Origin of the sequence: Gordonia phthalatica, assembly GCF_001305675.1 — a bacterium.
Classification (GTDB): Bacteria; Actinomycetota; Actinomycetes; order Mycobacteriales; family Mycobacteriaceae; genus Gordonia; species Gordonia phthalatica.
This window is the reverse complement of record NZ_CP011853.1, coordinates 1,693,056-1,711,084: the sequence shown is the minus strand read 5'-3', so window position 1 is coordinate 1,711,084 and position 18,029 is coordinate 1,693,056. Positions and strand designations below refer to the sequence as shown.

The following is an 18,029-nucleotide window of genomic DNA, read 5'->3' as shown; positions in this document are numbered from 1 at the left end:
GAGGACCTCTACCGTGCTGATCTGCGCCCCCACCGCACACCCCATCCGTGCGTTGACGTCGTAGCTTCCACCCTGCGCTCCTTCGTCAGCGTCATCGCCGACACCCGAGGAGCCCGATGCCCACCACCGAACAGAATCCCTCCGTCGTCCTCACCGATCTGAGTTTCGCGTGGCCCGACGGCACAACCGCCGTCGACCGTGTCACCGCCGCATTCGGAAGCGGTCGCACCGGTCTCACCGGCGCGAACGGCGCCGGTAAGACCACGCTGCTCCGACTCATCGCCGGCGAGCTCGCGCCGACTTCGGGCGCGGTCGCCATCCGCGGCACGGTCGGTCGTCTGCCACAGCACCTCACACTGGAGACCGGCGCGACCGTCTCCGACCTCGTCGGGATCCGCGAGCGCCTCGACGCACTTCGGGCGATCGAGTCGGGCGACACCGATCCCGACCACTTCGACGTGCTCGGCGACGCCTGGGACGTCGAAGCACGGGCACGTTCCGCGCTGGACCGCATCGGGCTGAGCCACCTCGGTCTCGACCGGACGGTCGGCGCCCTCTCCGGCGGCGAGACCGTCCTCACCGCGCTGGCCGGAATCCTCGTGCACGGCGACGACGTCGTCCTCCTGGACGAACCGACCAACAACCTCGACCGACCCGCGCGGCATCTGCTCTACGACGCGATCGACGCGTGGCGCGGCGCGCTGATCGTGGTCAGCCACGATGCGACCCTCCTCGATCTCATGGATCACACCGCCGAACTCCGGTCCGGGTCGCTCGCCGTGTTCGGTGGCAATCTCACCGCCTACCGTCGACACCTCGACCGCGAACAAGCAGCGGCCGATCAAGCCGTACGCACCGCGGAACAGAACGCGAAGAAGGAGGAACGACAGCGGGTCGAGGCACAGACCAAACTCGCGCGTCGGCGACGCTACGCCCGTACCGATTTCGAGAACAAGCGTCGTCCGAAGACGATCATGCAGCAGCGCAGCGCGAAGCTCAGGTCTCGGCGGGCAGGCTTCGCACCGAGGCGGACCGGAAGGTCGACGCCGCACGCCGCCTCGTTCGGGAGGAGACCGCACGACTGCGGCACGATCCACGCATCCGCATCGACCTGCCCGACCCGGAGACACCTGCGGGGCGGCGGCTCGCCGAACTGCGCGACGGCCACGACCGCACGACAGTCGTCGCCGGGCGGGAGCGCGTCGCACTCACCGGCCGAAACGGAGTCGGAAAGACGCGCCTCCTCGAACGGCTGATACGCGGATCCCACAGCACGCGCGACGAGCCATCAGCTGTCGCGTTCACCGACCGGATCGGGTACCTTCCTCAGCGGCTCGATCACCTGGACGACGACCTGAGCATCGTCGACACCGTCCGGACCGCCGCGCCACGCATGCCGCACGAACGGATACTGGCCGGCCTGGCCCGGTTCCTGCTCCGTGGTGACGACGTCCATCGTGCCGTCGGTGACCTCTCCGGAGGCGAGCGCTTCCGCGTCGCACTGGCGACATTGTTGCTCGCCGACCCGGCCAACCGTCTCCTCGTCTTGGATGAGCCGACCAACAGTCTGGATCTGGACACCGTCGACGAGCTGGTGTCGGCACTCGACTCGTATCGCGGAGCGCTGATCGTGGTCAGCCACGACGACGCGTTTCTGGCGCGCCTCCGCATCGACACTTGGATGTCATTGGACGCGACCGGCAAGGAGTGAGCCGATCACCCGCGACCGCCGGCAGCGCTCACCTCGGGAACCAGCACGCGTGATAGAACTGCTGTGAGTGACACGGGGTGCTGCCGCGGCAGCTGAGACCACACCCGTCGAACCTGATCCGGTTAGCACCGGCGAAGGGATGTCCGCCTCCTTCGTCGCTGTCGTCTTCTCGAAGGAGCCCGCCCATGACCAGCCCGACGCCCGCAGCCCGACCGCGCACGACCCCGTCCCTCGACGATCAGTTGGTGCTCGTCACCGGTGGAGCCCGTGGCCTGGGCGCGGCGATCAGCGAAGCGTTCCTCGGAGCGGGCGCGAAGGTCGTCGTCAACTACCACCGTTCGCGGGAGGCCGCAGAGCAGCTCGCGGCACGTTTCGAGGACCGAGCGCTCCCCGTCTGCGCCGACGTCCGCGATCCCGAGCAGGTGCGAGACCTGGTCGCCCAGGCCGAATCCCACTTCGGCACCCCGATCACGACGCTGGTCAACAATGCGCTGATGGACTTCTCCTTCAACGGCGACGCGCGTCCCAAGGCCGACGAACTGACCGCCGAGCAGCTCGCCGCACAGTTCGTCGGCTCGGTTCAGGCGCCCGTCGATCTGATCCAGGCCGTCTTGCCGAGCATGCGCGAGGCCAGAGGAGGCCGCGTGGTCAACATCGGCACCAACCTGTTCCAGTACCCGGTGGTGCCGTACCACGACTACACCGCGGCCAAGGCCGCCCTGCTCTCGATCACCCGAACGTTCGCCGACGACCTCGGCCCCGACGGCATCAACGTCAACATGGTCTCCGGCGGGCTGCTGCGCACCACCGACGCCTCGGCCGCGACGCCCGACGCCGTGTTCGACGCGATCGCTGCGGGTACTCCCCTGCGACGTGTCACCACCCCTGCGGAACTCGCGGACACAGTTCTGTTCCTCGCGTCCCCGTGGGCGCGCGGTGTCACCGGCCAGAACCTCATCGTCGACGGCGGCCTGGTGAAGGGCTGAGCTCCACTCGACCACTCCAAACCGCGATGTCGACTACGGTGGTGCCATGCCCCTGCTTGATCGCATATCCATCGATCCTGAGGTCGTGCACGGTCGACCTGCAGTCCGTGGAACACGCATGCGCGTCAGCGACGTTCTGTCGCTTCTTGCATCCGGTGCGACACAAGACGAAATTCTCGAGGACTACCCGTTCCTCACAGTGGACGATATCCGCGCCTGTCTCGCCTACGCCGCTGCACAGATCGATCACACGGTGCTCACTGCCTCCTGATAGATGCGGTTTTTGATCGATGCTCAACTACCTCCGCGCTAGCGCGGAGGCTGACGGAGTTGGGTCACCACGCAGAACATGTCACGGACATCGGGCCAGGCGACGCGACGGACGATTCGCTGCGGCAGTACGCGCTCAAGCACGATGCGGTCATCGTCACGAAGGACGAAGACTTCACTTTGATGTTCGCAACCCCCGGCGAAACCCCAGCAATCGTCTGGATCCGCATCGGGAACACCCGTAAGTCCACTCTGCTCGACTGGTTCAGCCCCCTGGTCCCACAGATCGTTTCCCTGATCGAGGGTGGCCAGAAGTTGATCGAACTCCGCTGACAGCGAGCCGAAAGCCTGCTCGACATCCCCGCGACCGGTATCCGTTTTGGGCGATCCCGCGTAGCGTCGAAGGTAGTCAGATGCCTCGCACGACCCGGCCTCGGGCCGCGCCCAACGCGGAAGGTGGAGAAGTCACGTGACTACCAACAGTTTCGACAGCAGGGACCAGCTCGCAGTCGGGGCGAAGACGTACGAGATCCATCGACTGGATCGCATCGAAGGGTCCGCCCGACTCCCCTACAGTCTGAAAGTCCTCCTGGAGAACCTCCTCCGAAATGAGGACGGCACCGTCGTGACCGGCGCCCAGATCGAAGCGCTGCGCGACTGGGATCCAGCCTCGGAGCAGAACCCGGAGATCCAGTACACCCCGGCGCGCGTCCTGATGCAGGACTTCACCGGCGTCCCGTGCGTCGTCGACCTGGTGGCGATGCGCGATGCGATGACCGACCTCGGCGGCCCGCCGTCGAAGATCAACCCGCAGATCCCGGCCGAGCTCGTCATCGACCACTCGGTGATCGCGGAGGCCTTCGCCAGCGCCGCGGCGTTCGGTCTCAACTCACAGTTGGAGTTCGAGCGGAACAAGGAGCGCTACCAACTCCTCCGCTGGGGTCAGCAGGCCTTCGACGACTTCCTCGTGGTGCCGCCCGACACCGGCATCTGCCATCAGGTGAACCTCGAGTACCTCTCCCGCGTCACGTTCACCCGCGACCGCGGCGGCGTCACGCAGGCCTATCCGGACACCCTCGTCGGCACCGATTCGCACACCCCGATGGTCAACGGGCTGGGAGTGCTCGGCTGGGGCGTCGGCGGAATCGAGGCCGAGGCGGCCATGCTCGGCCAGCCGATCAGCATGCTGATCCCCCAGGTGATCGGCGTCCGTCTGAGCGGCGAACTGAGCGACGGAACCACCGCCACCGACCTGGTCCTGACGGTCGCGGAACTGCTGCGCAGCATCGGCGTGGTCGGCAAGTTCGTCGAGTTCTTCGGCCCCAGCGTCCAGCACGTGCCGCTCGCGACCCGCGCCACCATCGGCAACATGAGCCCCGAATACGGTTCCACCGCAACCATGTTCCCGATCGACGACGTCACGCTCGACTACCTTCGGTTGACCGGCCGGTCCGACGAGCAGATCGCCCTCGTCGAGGCGTACGCCAAGGAACAGGGCCTCTGGCACGACCCCGACCACGTGCCCGATTTCTCGCGCATCGTCGACCTCGACCTCTCGACCGTCGAGCCGTCGATCGCCGGCCCCACCCGCCCGCAGGACCGGATCCCGCTCGGCGACGCGCCGCGCACCGTCCTCGGACTCTTCGGCGACCAGACCCAGCAGCGGGTGGCCGGCGGCATCGACAGCGCGTCGGCGGCGTCGTTCCCCGCGAGCGATCCGATCGCTCCCGGATCCCACTCCGGCGACGACGCTCCCCCGCGCCACACCAGCGCCGCGCAGCTGACCGCGAACGAGAAGCTCGGATGGCCGAGCAATCCGGCCGATGTGATCGTGAACGGCCGAGACGCGATCGTCGACCACGGCGACGTCGTCATCGCCGCGATCACCTCCTGCACCAACACGTCGAACCCCTCGGTCATGCTCGCGGCCGCGCTGCTGGCGAAGCACGCCGTCGAGAAGGGCTTGAAGACCCGACCATGGGTCAAGACGACGCTCGCCCCCGGGTCCCGCGTGGTGACCGACTATTTCGACCGGTCCGGTCTGACGCCCTACCTGGATCAGCTCGGATTCAACCTGGTCGGCTACGGCTGCACCACCTGCATCGGCAACTCGGGACCGCTGATCCCGGAAGTGAGCAGGGCGGTCGGCGAGAACGACCTCAACGTGTCGGCGGTCCTGTCCGGCAACCGTAACTTCGAGGGCCGCATCCATCCGGAGGTGCGGATGAACTTCCTCGCCTCGCCGCCGCTGGTGATCGCCTACGCCCTCGCGGGCAGCCTGCACACCGACCTGCTCACCGAACCGTTGAACACCAACGACGCGGGCGAGCCCGTCTACCTCCGCGACATCTGGCCGTCGGAGGAGGAGATCCAGCAGGCCGTCGACGAGAACGTCGAGGCCTCGATGTTCACCAAGGGCTACTCCGACGTCTACGCGGGCGACGACAACTGGCGGAGCATGACCATCGCAGACGGTGACGTCTACGACTGGGACGGGACGTCGACGTACATTCAGCGGCCGCCGTTCTTCGACGGCATGACCCGCGAACCCCAACCGATCGCCGACATCAGCGGGGCACGGGTCCTCGCGAAGCTGGGCGACTCGGTCACCACCGACCACATCTCCCCCGCCGGCGCCATCAAGCTCGACAGTCCCGCCGGCCGCTACCTCACCGATCACGGCGTGGAACGCAAGGACTTCAACTCCTACGGGTCGCGTCGCGGCAACCATCACGTGATGATCCGCGGCACCTTCGCCAATGTGCGGCTGCGCAACCAGTTGGTGCCCGGCGTCGAGGGCGGTTTCACCAAGCACTGGCCCGACGGCGAGCAGACCACGATCTACGACGCGTCCGTCGCTTACGAGAAGGAGGGCGTCCCGCTGGTCGTCATCGCCGGTAAGGATTACGGCTCGGGGTCGTCGCGCGACTGGGCCGCCAAGGGCACCCGGCTCCTCGGCGTCCGCGCGGTCATCGCGCAGTCGTACGAGCGCATCCACCGGTCCAACCTCATCGGCATGGGCGTGCTGCCGCTGCAGTTCCATGACGGCGACTCGGCCGAGTCGCTGAACCTGACCGGCGACGAGGTGTACTCCATCTCCGGTATCGCGGACGGCGACGGCGTGGCCGACGAGGTGACGGTGACCGTCGAATCCGGCGGCGAAACGCGGAAGTTCCAGGCGAAGGTCAGGATCGACACCCCCGCCGAGGCCGCGTACTACCTCAACGACGGCATCCTGCAGTACGTGCTGAGGAACCTGCTGGCGAAGGCGTAGAAGAACTGTCCGGCATCTCCTCGATTTCCATCGAGCTGTCGATCTCCGCGCTCCCCGTACGTCACCATGGTGTCGGGCAGTTCGGCTCGACATGACACCGCTCGAACGACATCACTGGGAGATGCCATGAAGTACGCACTGTTGCTGATGGGCCACGTGAACGATCCGGCCTGCGGCGAGGACGGCGGCGCGAGCCCCGACGAGTTCTTCGCCTTCGACAAGGAGATCACCGACGCCGGCGTCGTCGTCTCCTCCTTCGCGCTGGAGGACGAGAAGGTGGTCGTGCACACCGACGACGCAGGCGAACGCGTCGTCGCCTCGTCCGGTCCGTTCGCGGAGGTGCAGGAGTTCGTCGGCGGCGGCTACATCATCGATGTGGCGGACGTCGACGAGGCGATCGCGTGGGCGCGCCGCAGCCCGGGCTCCGCACCGGGCGGGCACGTCGAGATCCGACCGCTGGCCCCGTACTGAGCCGTGAATGAGTCCGCAGGCCGCAGGCGGACCTCCGACGAGGAGGTCCGTCGCGCGGCGACTCTCGATCGAGAGACTCGATCCCGACTGCTGGCACGCCTGACCGGCCGCTTCGGCGACCTGGACCTGGCGGAGGACGCTCTCCAGGAGGCCCTTGCGCAGGCGCTGATCACGTGGCCGGAAACCGGAGTCCCGGCGTCTCCCGAGGCCTGGCTGACGACCACCGCCAAACGGAAGGCGCTCGACGTCGTGCGCCGAGAGAAGGTCCTCGCCGACAAGCTCGCGAGACTGCACATCCAATCCGAGCGCGACCCGCGGCCGCTCGGCTACGTCGATCCCGCCGACCTCGACGAGGCCGCCCTCCCGGACGACCGTCTCGGCATGTTCTTCGCCTGCGCTCACCCGACGCTCGCCCCGGAAGATCGAATCGCGTTGACCCTGCGTTTCGTGGCGGGCCTGACGACGTCGGAAGTCGCGCACGCACTGCTGGTCCCGGTCCCGACGATGCAGCAGCGGATCGTGCGCGCCAAGAAGCGACTCTCGACGCTGGGCGTGCCGTTCACTCCCCCGACCCCCGACGACCTCCCCGACCGAACTCCGGGTGTGCTGCGCGTGGTGTACCTGCTGTACGCCGAGGGCTTCGCGCGCTCGTCCGGCGCCGAGCACATCAGCGACCACCTCGCAGCGGAGGCGATATCCCTCGCACGACTGCTCGCACGACTGCTCCCGCGCGCCGAGACGATCGGCCTGCTCGCACTGCTCCTGCTGACGCAGGCTCGACGACCCGCCCGGCTCGACGGCGATCGCCCGGTGCCTCTCGCCAAACAGGACCGCGCACTGTGGGATCGGGACATGATCGCCGAGGGCCTTCGCCTCGCCGAATACGCGGCAGGCTCGCCGGACGCCGGTCCCTACGCGATCCAGGCCGCGATCGCCGCCGTGCACGCCGAGGCATCCGATTCCGACGCCACCGACTGGGAGCAGATCGCGGTCCTGTACCGACTCCTGGAGGCGCACGATCCCGGCCCGGTGGTGGCGTTGGGTCGGGCCGTCGCGGTCGGCAGAGCGTACGGGTCCGAGTACGGGATGCGGATGCTCGACCGACTGGCCGACGACCGCGCGTTGATCCGATATCGGCCGTACCACGTCGCGCGCGCCATCACGCTCGTCGAACTCGGTGACGGCCCGGCGGCAGCGGCCGCCTATCGCGATGCGTTGGCGCTGCCCGGCAACGCGGTCGAGGACGACTTCCTCGCCGAGTCGCTCCTCGAGATCGCTACTCCGCCGTCGACGTCCGGCTGAACGGCCATCGGCTCGACGGCAGCCACGGAGGGTTCCGGATCACCGCCGTGAGCGACAGCACGGTCGCCACCATGCCCACACTGATGCCGAGCAGCGCGATCGCGGTGTCGTCTGTGGCGGGACGCCAGACGACGTCGCCGTCGATGATCGCGAACACCCCGAGCGGACGCGCTCCGCGGAATCGTCCCGCGGGTGCACTGACCGGCACCACGGTGACCCGGTCGGAGACCTTCATCGGTTCCCCGTACATCGCCGACGGGACCCCGAGATCGGGAAGGTGCAACGGCTCGTCGCTCACGGCATCAGGCCTTTCGGAAGACCAGGAGCGCGTCGGCGACCAGGTCGTGCGGGTACCGGTCCCACACTATGTCCGTGGTGCCGACCTCGGCCAGGTGTTCACCGAGGACGCGACGGCAGTCGGCGATCAGGTGCGTCGTCCGGCCGAGGTGGTGGATGTCGGCGACATTCCACACGACGTAGCCGCCGGGCACGACGACGTGCGCGCACTGCGCCGCCACGAGGCCGAGCTCGCGGAGGTAGCGGGGATAGTCGGCACCGGTCTCCTCGTACGCGGTCAGGGGGTCTGCGTCATGGTCGTCGGACGTCATGTACGGCGGTGAGGTGAGGACCAGACTCGCGCACGAGTCCGCAGGCTCCCCCGCCGCCCGGAGCACACGCACCATCGCACGAGCGTCGCCTTCATGAATCCGGGCGTTCGGCATCTGTGCGCGGAGCGCGGCGACCCGCTCCGGGAGGAGCTCGACGCCGTAGGCCCGGCGACCGAGCGCCCCCGCCCGCAGCAGCGTGGTGCCGAAACCCGCGAACGGATCGAAGACCGCGTCTCCGGGTTCGGTGCAGCGGTCGATGACGTGGTCGACGATCCCGCCGAGCATGTGCACGTCTTCGTCGGCGGAGGGCGGACGCTGTCTCAGGAAATCGTCGTGCGCGGCGATCAACTGCTCTGCCAGCGGGGATCGGACTGCGAGGGGCGCAGCGGCTCCTTCACTCGGACTCGTCACCTCGGCAGTCTATGCCCACCGAGAACAGAACACCCGGCCCGCACGAGACGGACCGGGTGTTCTGGTCAGCACGGAACTAGGAGTTCACGGACTCCAGGTCGGCGTTCAGCGTCTTGCTGGGGCGCATGGCGGCGCGCAGCTTCTCGCCGTCGGCCATGTAGTACCCGCCGAGATCGACGGCGTGACCCTGCACGGCCGCGATCTCCTCGACGATGGTCTCCTCGTCCGCAGCCAGCTTCTCAGCCAGCGGCGCGAACTTAGCTGCCAGGTCGGCGTCGTCGGTCTGCGCCGCCAACTCCTGCGCCCAGTAGAGAGCCAGGTAGAACTGGCTTCCACGGTTGTCGAGCTCGCCGGTGTTGCGAGACGGCGACTTGCGGTTGTCGAGCAGCTTGCTGGTGGCCGCGTCGAGCGTCGTCGCGAGGACGGTCGCCTTCGGGTTGTCGTACTTGCGACCGAGGTCCTCGAGGCTCGCGGCCAGGGCCAGGAACTCACCCAGCGAGTCCCACCGCAGGTGGTTCTCCTCGACGAGCTGCTTGACGTGCTTGGGAGCCGAGCCGCCGGCACCGGTCTCGTAGAGGCCGCCACCCGCCATCAGCGGAACCACCGACAGCATCTTGGCGCTGGTGCCCAGTTCCAGGATCGGGAACAGGTCGGTCAGGTAGTCGCGGAGGATGTTGCCGGTCACCGAGATGGTGTCGAGGCCGCGCATCGCGCGCTCCAGCGTGTAGCGCATGGCGCGCACCTGCGACATGATCTGGATGTCCAGGCCCTCGGTGTCGTGATCCTTGAGGTACTTCTTCACCAGGGTGATGAGGTTGTTCTCGTGCGGACGGTACGGGTCGAGCCAGAAGACGGCCGGCATGCCGGAGGCGCGGGCGCGCGTGACGGCGAGCTTCACCCAATCCTGGATGGGCGCGTCCTTGACGATGCACATGCGCCAGATGTCGCCCTGCTCGACGTCCTGCGACAGCAGGACCTCGCCGGTGGAGGCGTCGACGATGTTGGCGACGCCGCCCTCGGGGATCTCGAAGGTCTTGTCGTGCGAGCCGTACTCCTCAGCCTTCTGCGCCATCAGGCCGACGTTCGGCACGGTCCCCATGGTGGTGGGATCGAAGGCGCCGTTGGTCTTGCAGAAGTTGATGATCTCCTGGTAGATGCGGGCGAAGGTGGACTCCGGCATCACTGCCTTGGTGTCCTTCTTGCGGCCGTCGGCGCCATACATCTTGCCGCCGATACGGATCATGGCGGGCATCGACGCGTCGACGATGACGTCGCTCGGCGAGTGGAAGTTGGTGATGCCGTTGGCCGAATCGACCATCGCCAGCTCGGGGCGGGTCTCGTGGCAGCGGTGCATGTCTTCGACGATCTCTTCGCGCTTCGACGCGGGGAGCTTCGCGATCTTCTCGTAGAGATCCGAGAGTCCGTTGTTGACGTTGACGCCGAGCTCGTCGAACAGGTCGCCGTGCTTGGCGAACGCGTCCTTGTAGAACACCTTGACGCAGTGGCCGAAGACGATCGGGTGGGAGACCTTCATCATGGTCGCCTTGACGTGCAGCGAGAACATGACGCCGGTGTCACGCGCATCGTTCAGCTGCTCTTCGTAGAACTCGAGGAGAGCCTTCTTGCTCATGAACATGCTGTCGATGACATCGCCCTTGTCGAGGGGGACGGTCTTCATCAGGTGGACCTCGCCGTCGGGGGTCACGACCTCCATGCGCGTCTCGCAGGCGTGGTCGAGGATCATCGACTTCTCACCGGCGTAGAAGTCACCGTGGGTCATGTGTGCGACATGCGACTGCGACGCCATGGACCACTTGCCCATGCTGTGCGGGTTCTTGCGCGCGTACTCCTTGACCGCCTTCGGGGCGCGACGGTCCGAGTTGCCCTCGCGCAGAACCGGGTTCACGGCGCTGCCGAGGCAGGCCGAGTAGCGGTCGCGGATCTCTTCCTCTTCGGGAGTCTTCGGATCCTGCGGGTAGTCCGGGACCGCGTAGCCCTTCTCCTGCAGCTCGTGGATCGCGGCGTTCAGCTGCGGCACCGAGGCGCTGATGTTCGGGAGCTTGATGATGTTGGTCTCGGGGACCTGGGTCAGGCGCCCCAGCTCGGCGAGGTTGTCGGGGACGCGCTGCTCTTCGGTGAGCACCTCGGGGAAGGCTGCGAGGACGCGCGCGGCGACGGAGATGTCACTGGTGGTCACGTCGATGCCTGCGGGACCGGCGAAGGTGCGGATGATCGGCAGGAAGGCCTCGGTGGCGAGACGCGGCGCCTCATCGGTGAGGGTGTAGATGATCTTCTGGTCTTGGGAGGCCATGTGTGGTCAACCTCATTCTGATCGTTGTTCTTGTGGAACTATCTGATATTCAGTCGCCCCATATTGTCCCGCCTTTCGTGAGATGAATCGACCCGACTCGCGAATGCGAGACCTGGCACACACAAGTTTTCTGTGCGACCTGCACTGCTTGCAGAAACAAGCACTCATTCGGTGTCGGACACCGGGTCTCGAGCGGCTCGAAGTCGCCTGATCGCGACGATCGACTTGGTCACCGCGGCGGTCACGGGAGCTCCCAGAACCATTCCGAGAAGGCCCGCGACGGCACCGCCGACCATCGTCGCGAGCAGCACCGCGACGGGATGGATCTTCAACGACGAACCGAGCGCCCACGAACTCACGGCGCTCTGGATGGTGCCGTTCGAGATCATGAAGGTCACGCCGATGATGATCGCCGCCGTCGTCCCGCCCGATCCGAAGGCGATCAGCACGGCGAAGACACCGGTGATCCAGGCCCCGAGGAACGGGATGAACGAGAGGAAGAAGTACAGCACGAAGATCGGGATCACCAGCGGCACTTGAAGGATCAACAACGGGATCACGAAGATCGGCGCGGTGACGATCGCGGTGACGGCGGTGCCGCGGAAGTAGCCGCGCAGCGAGCGCCGGCACTGGTCGACTACTTCGTGCACCTCATCGGCGCGCAGCGGCGTGGTCCTCGCGATCCAGTCCGGGAAACGGGGGCCGTCGCGCAAGACGAAGAACAGGAAGAATACCGAGAAGAACAGGCCCATCACGAGGGCGAAGACTCCGTAGACGGTGCTCGTCACGGCACCGAGGACGCCCTGCCCCACTTCCGGTGCGTACTGCTCCACCGCGGTGCGGACGTGCTCCAGCCAGGCGGTGTCGGAGTCGTGGTCGTTCAGCCAGTCCAGGAGGACGCTCCAGCCGGCGTTGATCTGGCGGAGGATCTCGGGCCACTGATCGATGAAGCCGAGGACGACGATCGTGATGGTCCCCGCGGCCGCGGCCAGCAGCACCCCGAGACAGACGACGGTCGCGAGCACGGCGGGCACGCCGCGCCGCTGCAGCATCTCCGAGAGCGGTTCCAGGACTATCCCGATGATCACCGCGACGACCAGCGGGACCAGGATGCCGCTGACCGCGCCGACCGCGGCCGCCGCGGCGAGCGCCAGGACGACGATCCCGATCAGGGACCAGCTCGCAGCTCCGAGCCGATGCAGGACGGCGGCGGTCCGACGATCTGCGGGCGCGGCGTCGTCTGTCACGGTGTCCTTCCAGGAGCATTGTCGAATCCGGCGAATGCCGCTTCAGCCTACTGGCGATCGCACCGCGCTTTCAGGCGAGCCGAACATCTCAGTCCAGCGCCCCCGACATCGCCCACAGGCGGACCGCCGCGTAGCTGCGGACGGGGCACCAGCGCTCGACGGCGTCAGCGCCGATCCCGTGCGCCGACAGCATGCGACGCAGCACCGCGTCGGTCGCCGGGAAGGCGTCGGTATCGTCTCCGGCGCGGACCGCGAGGTAGTCGAGCGTCCACGGTCCGATGCCGTACAGGGCGGCGAGATCGGATCGCTCCGGGAGCGGTCCACCCGGCTCTCGGTCGACGAAGAAGCCTGCCACCTCGTGGACCGTCTTCGCTCGTGCCCCGGTCACGCGCAGGGTCGCCCGGAGTTCGTCGACCGGGACCGCGAGCAGGCTCGCGGGAGTCGGGAACCGCCGCAGACCCGAGGGACCGTCGGCCCCGTACGCGGCCACCAGCCGGGCGTCGAACAGCCGCGCGGCGGCAAGGGTGACCTGCTGTCCTAGAACGGTCTCCACGACGGTCTCAAAGGCGTCGGCGCAGCGGGTGATGCGCAGCCCGGGACGCTGTGCGACGTGGTCGGCGAACATCGGGTCGGCCGCCAGGACGTCGTTGACGGCGTCGAGGTCCGCGTCGAGGTCGAACCAGCGGCGGATCCGGTCGGCCACCGCCGCGTGCACCCGGGTGTCCGCGGTGTCGACGGTCGCGAGCGCACCTGCGGGATCCAATGCCACCGTGACGAGATGGTCGTCGTCGCCCACCGTCAGCAGCCGGGTGATGCCGCGGTCGTCGACCCGTTCGACGCCCTCGGTGCGGTGCGCTGCAAGGACTGCGAGGGCGGCACGGTGATCGAAGGGACCGTTCGCGTCGAGCCGTATCCGGCTCATTCCGGCCAGACTCCGGACGCACCGCGCCGGTAGGAGCCCACCAGATTGGTGTCGACGATGCCGACGGCCTCCATCAGTGCGTACATGGTGGTGGGCCCGACAAACGAGAAACCTTCCTTCCGAAGGGCTTTCGCGAGGGCCTTCGACTCCTCCGACTGCGTCGGGATCTCGGCGATCGTGTGCGGTCGCGGCGTCTGCGCGGGCTGGAACGACCACACGAAGTCCGCGAGACCGCCCTTCGCCCGCAAGGCGACGGTGGCGTTCGCGTTGGTGATGGCGGCCCGGATCTTGGCCCTGTTGCGCACGATTCCAGAGTCGCCCATGAGGCGCTCGAAGTCGGTTTCGTCGTAGCGCGCCACCTTCTCCGGATCGAAGTCGTCGAACGCGGCGCGGAACGCAGGACGCTTGCGCAGGATGGTGGCCCACGACAGCCCGGACTGGAACGCCTCCAGCGTCAGCCGCTCGAACATGCCGTGCTCGTCGCGGACCGGCATGCCCCACTCGGTGTCGTAGTACTCGCGGAGCATCGGGTCGACGCTCGCCCACGCCGGTCGCGCGAGGCCGTCGTCGCCGATCACCAGGCCGACGGCGGCGCCTCCGTCGTCGGGTGTCTGCGGGGGTTCTGAAGCCATGGTCTCTTCCTACCGCTCAACCGTCGAGGCCGGTCACCCGCATGGTGATGTTGAGGCGCCCGGCGGCGAGCCCGCAGTCGTGCGGCGCGGTGCCGGGGTGGATCTTCGGGACGCCGTGGAAAGCGAGGCGGGCCGGCCCGCCGAAGACGAACAGGTCGCCGGAGTGCAGATCCAGGTCGAGGTAGGGGCGGCCGCGGTTCTCCGTGTTGCCGAAACGGAACCGCGCGGTGTCGCCGATCGACAGGGACACGACGGGTGCCGTCGACCGCTCGTCCCGGTCTTGATGCATGCCCATCTTCGCGGTGTCGTCGTAGAAGTTCACGATCGCGGTGTCCGGCGTGTACTCGGCGGCGTCGGGGTGGTCGACGGCGGCCAGCGCCTGTCTGCCGAGGCGCACCATCCAGTCGGGGAAGTCGAGAACGCGGCGGCCGTTCACGTCGACCGCCTCCCTTGAGTAGGCGTAGGGCCGCCAGTGCCAGCCGAGGCAGACTGCGCGCACGCTCATCGGATGCTGTCCGATCATCGGCGAATGCGGCGGCACCGGACCTGCCGCCCAGTGCCGGAACTGATCGACCAGCCACCGCTGCTGTCGGGCGGTGAGCCATCCTGGAACGTGCGCGGTCCCGTCGGGCAGGTCCGGAGTCGGCACCCCGAGCTCGGAGTCGTCGAAGAGCGAGTTCACGCCGCGCTCTCCAACCTGAGGAGCGTGGTCTTGGCGGCGGCGCCGCCGAGGTAGCCGCCGAGCGAGCCGTCGGACCGCAGCACCCGATGGCAGGGCACCACCACGGGCAGCGGGTTGGTGGCACACGCGGTGCCGACCGCGCGGACCGCGCCCGGGTTGCCGACCGATTCGGCGACCTGCTTGTACGACTGCGTGTGCCCGTAGCCGATGTGGGGCAGGTACTGCTGAACGGTCTGCCGGAACCCGGTCGAGAGTCGGAAATCCAGCGGCACGTCGAAGGCCCGGCGCCGCCCGGCGAAGTAGTCGTCGAGCTGGGCTGCGACCGCGTCGAGTCGGGCCGGGGCCCGCAGGATGTTCGGGCTCACCCTGTCCGCGAGCGCCTGGAGAACCCCGTCGAAGCCCTCCGATTCGAACGCGACGCGCACCAGGCCGCGCTCGGTCGCGGCCAGGAGCAGCCGCCCGACCGGGGTGTCGACGGTCCGGTAGGCGACGTCGAGGAGGCCGCCGCGCTCGGCAGCGGCACCGAGGCGGTCGCGGAGCCTACTCAGGTCGGTGTCGGCCACGGGAAACACGTCGGTCTGCTCCGTCATCGGTCCATCCCTTCTGCTGCGTACACGGTTCGCAATCGTTTGAGGCCGTCGGCGGCCGCGCGACGCACCGCGGCCGGTGTGCCGCCGATCAGTTCCGCGGTCTCCACATGCGTCAGATGCCCCAGGTAGTGGTAGGCGACGGCCAGTCGCTGTCGTTCCGGAAGCCGCGCGACGGCATCCCACACGTCGGCGTCCTCTGCCGGCAGTCGTTGTGACACCACGGTGTCGGGCAGTTCGTCGGTCGGAACGGCACGCCGCGCGCGGCCGCGCACCACGTCGATCGCCTTCCGTTGCGCCACCCGCACCAGCCACGCCTCGATGTTCGTGTCGTCGTCGAGGGTCGCCCAGGCCTTCAGTGCGGCGAGGAAGGTCTCCTGCCATGCGTCGTCCGCATCCGGGCCGGGTCCCAACACCGCGCGACAGACCCGCAGGACGGTAGCTCCGTGCCGGTCGACGGCGTGCTCGAACGGTTCTCTCATGGTCATCACACGGTAGACGCGCGGTGGGCCGCCACTGTGAGGTCGACGGTCAGAACAATCGCGATTCTCGAACTTCGCGCGGCTCTTCCAGGTCGAGGAGCCGACGCTTGCGGTCGAGTCCGCCCGCGTAACCGGTCAACGAGCCGTCGGCCCCGACCACACGGTGGCACGGGATGATGATGCTGATCGGGTTGTGCCCGACGCATTGGCCGACGCGTTGCGCCAGTCGCGGATTGCCGAGCCTGGTGGCGAGGGCGCCGTAGGTGGTGGTCTCGCCGTACGGGATCTCTTTCAGCATCGCCCAGACCCGCTCCGAGAAGTCGTCGCCATCGGTGGCGAGCGGGATGTCGAAGTCACGTCGCTCCCCCGCCAGGTATTCGGCAAGTTCTGTCGCAGTCCGGGCGAAGACCGGGTCGTCGGCGGTCGTCTCGTCGCCGTAGGCGGACTCCGCGGGCAGATGCCAGTGGCCCGGGAAGTAGATGGCGGCCAGGTTCGGGCCGTCGGCGACCATCGTCAGATCGCCCAGGTCGGTCGGGACCACTGCGTGCCGTCGCGTCATGTCAATCACCTCTCTACACATTCATAGAGCAGACGCACGGGCGGCAGGAAACGTGAGATCGACGCTCTACTCTCGATCCCATGGGTTCCCCGAAGGTCTGGTACGCGAGCTACGGCTCCAACCTGTGCGCCGCACGACTTGCCTGCTACCTGGCGGGCGGTCGTCCGGAGGGTGGTCGTCGAACCTATCCCGGTGCTCGCGACGCCACCCCGCCTGCGGCTTCGGTGGCGTTGACGCTCCCCGGCAGCATCTACTTCGCCGGCCGCTCCACCACGTGGGGCGGCGGCATGGCGTTCTACGATCACGATCGACCGGGCCCCACGCCTGCCCGCGCCTATCTGGTGACCGCGGAGCAGTTCGCCGATGTCGCCGTGCAGGAGATGGACCGCGACCCGCACGCCGACAGCGTCGTCGAGCGAGCGCTCCTCGATCCGCTGGCGCTCAATCACGACGACGCTTCGCATCTGTGCGGCGGCGGTCTGTATTCGAAGCTGTTGCGCGTCGGAGCGCTCGACGGCGCACCGGTCCTCACGTTCACCGCCCCGCACGGCATCGACGACGTCCCGCACGTCCCGCCGACCGCTCCCTATCGGGCGATGATCACCGCAGGCCTGATCGAATCGCACGGATGGTCGTCGGACCGGATCTCCGAGTACCTCGATGAGCGGAGTGCCGCCGACTCACGGTGTCCTGACAGAATCGTGCGGTGACCACCGACATCTTCACCACCGACGACGCCTCCGGATTCGAACTCGATCCGCGGCCGGCCCGGGTCCTGGTCTTCGGCTCGCACCTCGCGTTCGGTTCGGTGGGGCTCAACGCCGGACTCCCGGTCTACGATGAGGCCCGCATCCGCTGTGCTGCGATCCCGACGATCGTGCTGAGCAACCTGCCGCACTACCCATCGGTCCAGACCGTCGATGTCTCGGCTGTGTGGATCACCGCGTCGCTGCGCGACCTCGCAGCCGCCGGGCTGCTTGCCGGCATCGAGGCCGTCGCCGTGGGATACCTCGCCTCGCCCGACCAGGCGCGCGCGATCGCCGCGTGGTACCGCGGACTGGACGAGGAGGCCCGACCTCCGCTGATCCTGGACCCGACCTTCGGCGACGCCGACGTGGGCTTCTACACCGATCCCGCTGTGGCACCGGCACTGCGGGAGTCACTAGTTCCACTCGCCTCGGTCCTCACGCCGAATCTGTTCGAGTTGGCGCACCTGACCGCGGACGGCAGCGAGGTCCGGCCAGTCGACACGAACGACGTCGATGCCATTGCCCGCCGCGCACGCGATCTGCCGACCGCCGTGGACGCCGACATCGTGGTCACCGGCGTGCACCCGGCCGACGATCAGATCGCGAACGTCATCGTCCGCGCCGGCGCGTTGGAGCTCATGGCGGGAGAGGAGATCCCGACGTCGGCCAAGGGGCTCGGCGACGCCTTCACCGCGGCACTCGTCGTCGCACTGCTGAGCGGATCCCCGCTCCTGGAGGCCGTGGACGGGGCCGGCGCCCGGGTGCGGAGGGCGATCAGCGGCGGCAGCTGAAGCGCCCCGGTCGTTCGGGGCAGACCGAAACGAC

At 67.9% G+C, this 18,029-nt stretch carries 18 protein-coding genes, 1 pseudogene and 1 riboswitch; of the genes and pseudogenes, 9 read left to right on the top strand and 10 right to left on the bottom strand.

All coding sequences use genetic code 11. From position 1 onward, the window contains the following. Nucleotides 1–116: 116 nt before the first annotated feature. From ACH46_RS07955 to ACH46_RS07925, 7 genes and pseudogenes are all read left to right on the top strand, one after another. Nucleotides 117–1,711 (top strand): annotated as a pseudogene (locus ACH46_RS07955) (ABC-F family ATP-binding cassette domain-containing protein). 63 nt (nucleotides 1,712–1,774) lie between these two features. Beyond that, nucleotides 1,775–1,868: riboswitch (TPP riboswitch) on the top strand. 28 nt (nucleotides 1,869–1,896) lie between these two features. Further along, on the top strand, nucleotides 1,897–2,697 hold the full coding sequence (locus ACH46_RS07950; RefSeq protein ID WP_062392432.1) for a 3-oxoacyl-ACP reductase: 801 nt from the start codon (nucleotides 1,897–1,899) through the stop codon (nucleotides 2,695–2,697). 46 nt (nucleotides 2,698–2,743) lie between these two features. Further along, the gene (locus ACH46_RS07945) at nucleotides 2,744–2,968 is read left to right on the top strand and encodes a DUF433 domain-containing protein (RefSeq protein WP_062392431.1); all 225 of its coding nucleotides are present in this window, start codon (nucleotides 2,744–2,746) and stop codon (nucleotides 2,966–2,968) included. Nucleotides 2,969–3,027: 59 nt separating this feature from the next. Next, nucleotides 3,028–3,300 (top strand): DUF5615 family PIN-like protein, encoded by a 273-nt coding sequence (locus tag ACH46_RS07940; protein WP_236995116.1) that lies wholly within the window; start codon nucleotides 3,028–3,030, stop codon nucleotides 3,298–3,300. A 136-nt stretch (nucleotides 3,301–3,436) separates the two neighbouring features. Continuing rightward, on the top strand, nucleotides 3,437–6,241 hold the full coding sequence (gene acnA / locus ACH46_RS07935; protein ID WP_062392430.1) for an aconitate hydratase: 2,805 nt from the start codon (nucleotides 3,437–3,439) through the stop codon (nucleotides 6,239–6,241). Between the two features lie 126 nt (nucleotides 6,242–6,367). After that, on the top strand, nucleotides 6,368–6,712 hold the full coding sequence (locus ACH46_RS07930) for a YciI family protein (RefSeq protein WP_062392429.1): 345 nt from the start codon (nucleotides 6,368–6,370) through the stop codon (nucleotides 6,710–6,712). A 3-nt stretch (nucleotides 6,713–6,715) separates the two neighbouring features. Continuing rightward, a complete protein-coding gene (locus ACH46_RS07925) occupies nucleotides 6,716–8,014 on the top strand; it encodes an RNA polymerase sigma factor (RefSeq protein WP_062392428.1) in 1,299 nt (432 codons plus the stop codon). On the opposite strand, the gene ACH46_RS07920 is transcribed toward ACH46_RS07925, so the two are convergent. From ACH46_RS07920 to ACH46_RS07875, 10 genes are all read right to left on the bottom strand, one after another. After that, entirely contained in the window at nucleotides 7,989–8,312 is a 324-nt protein-coding gene (locus tag ACH46_RS07920) for a hypothetical protein (protein WP_226995801.1), read from the bottom strand. The genes ACH46_RS07925 and ACH46_RS07920 overlap by 26 nt on opposite strands. A 4-nt stretch (nucleotides 8,313–8,316) precedes the next feature. Beyond that, nucleotides 8,317–9,033: a DNA methyltransferase gene (locus tag ACH46_RS07915; RefSeq protein ID WP_062392427.1), complete on the bottom strand. Its 717-nt coding sequence runs from the start codon at nucleotides 9,031–9,033 to the stop codon at nucleotides 8,317–8,319. 76 nt (nucleotides 9,034–9,109) lie between these two features. Continuing rightward, nucleotides 9,110–11,344, bottom strand: a complete 2,235-nt coding sequence (locus tag ACH46_RS07910) for an NADP-dependent isocitrate dehydrogenase (RefSeq protein WP_062392426.1) — start codon at nucleotides 11,342–11,344, stop codon at nucleotides 9,110–9,112. A 164-nt stretch (nucleotides 11,345–11,508) separates the two neighbouring features. Continuing rightward, on the bottom strand, nucleotides 11,509–12,591 hold the full coding sequence (locus ACH46_RS07905) for an AI-2E family transporter (protein WP_062392425.1): 1,083 nt from the start codon (nucleotides 12,589–12,591) through the stop codon (nucleotides 11,509–11,511). A gap of 88 nt (nucleotides 12,592–12,679) precedes the next feature. Continuing rightward, nucleotides 12,680–13,513 carry a DNA-3-methyladenine glycosylase family protein gene (locus tag ACH46_RS07900; protein ID WP_226995800.1) on the bottom strand — a complete coding sequence of 278 codons (834 nt, stop codon included), beginning with the start codon at nucleotides 13,511–13,513 and terminating at the stop codon, nucleotides 12,680–12,682. Beyond that, the gene (locus tag ACH46_RS07895; protein WP_062392424.1) at nucleotides 13,510–14,145 is read right to left on the bottom strand and encodes a DNA-3-methyladenine glycosylase I; all 636 of its coding nucleotides are present in this window, start codon (nucleotides 14,143–14,145) and stop codon (nucleotides 13,510–13,512) included. The genes ACH46_RS07900 and ACH46_RS07895 overlap by 4 nt, the downstream gene beginning before the upstream one ends. Before the next feature lie 16 nt (nucleotides 14,146–14,161). After that, the gene (locus tag ACH46_RS07890) at nucleotides 14,162–14,827 is read right to left on the bottom strand and encodes an alpha-ketoglutarate-dependent dioxygenase AlkB family protein (RefSeq protein WP_062392423.1); all 666 of its coding nucleotides are present in this window, start codon (nucleotides 14,825–14,827) and stop codon (nucleotides 14,162–14,164) included. Further along, nucleotides 14,824–15,417 carry a methylated-DNA--[protein]-cysteine S-methyltransferase gene (locus ACH46_RS07885; protein WP_062392422.1) on the bottom strand — a complete coding sequence of 198 codons (594 nt, stop codon included), beginning with the start codon at nucleotides 15,415–15,417 and terminating at the stop codon, nucleotides 14,824–14,826. Before ACH46_RS07885 ends, ACH46_RS07890 begins: the two co-directional genes overlap by 4 nt. Continuing rightward, nucleotides 15,414–15,896 (bottom strand): RNA polymerase sigma factor, encoded by a 483-nt coding sequence (locus tag ACH46_RS07880; protein ID WP_062395130.1) that lies wholly within the window; start codon nucleotides 15,894–15,896, stop codon nucleotides 15,414–15,416. Before ACH46_RS07880 ends, ACH46_RS07885 begins: the two co-directional genes overlap by 4 nt. A gap of 49 nt (nucleotides 15,897–15,945) precedes the next feature. Beyond that, the gene (locus tag ACH46_RS07875; RefSeq protein ID WP_062392421.1) at nucleotides 15,946–16,455 is read right to left on the bottom strand and encodes a methylated-DNA--[protein]-cysteine S-methyltransferase; all 510 of its coding nucleotides are present in this window, start codon (nucleotides 16,453–16,455) and stop codon (nucleotides 15,946–15,948) included. 80 nt (nucleotides 16,456–16,535) lie between these two features. On the opposite strand from ACH46_RS07875, the gene ACH46_RS07870 reads away from it, so the two are divergent. Both ACH46_RS07870 and ACH46_RS07865 read left to right on the top strand, forming a co-directional pair. Continuing rightward, on the top strand, nucleotides 16,536–17,165 hold the full coding sequence (locus ACH46_RS07870) for a hypothetical protein (protein ID WP_062392420.1): 630 nt from the start codon (nucleotides 16,536–16,538) through the stop codon (nucleotides 17,163–17,165). Beyond that, on the top strand, nucleotides 17,162–17,995 hold the full coding sequence (locus ACH46_RS07865) for a bifunctional hydroxymethylpyrimidine kinase/phosphomethylpyrimidine kinase (RefSeq protein WP_062392419.1): 834 nt from the start codon (nucleotides 17,162–17,164) through the stop codon (nucleotides 17,993–17,995). The genes ACH46_RS07870 and ACH46_RS07865 overlap by 4 nt, the downstream gene beginning before the upstream one ends. The last annotated feature ends 34 nt before the right edge of the window (nucleotides 17,996–18,029 follow it).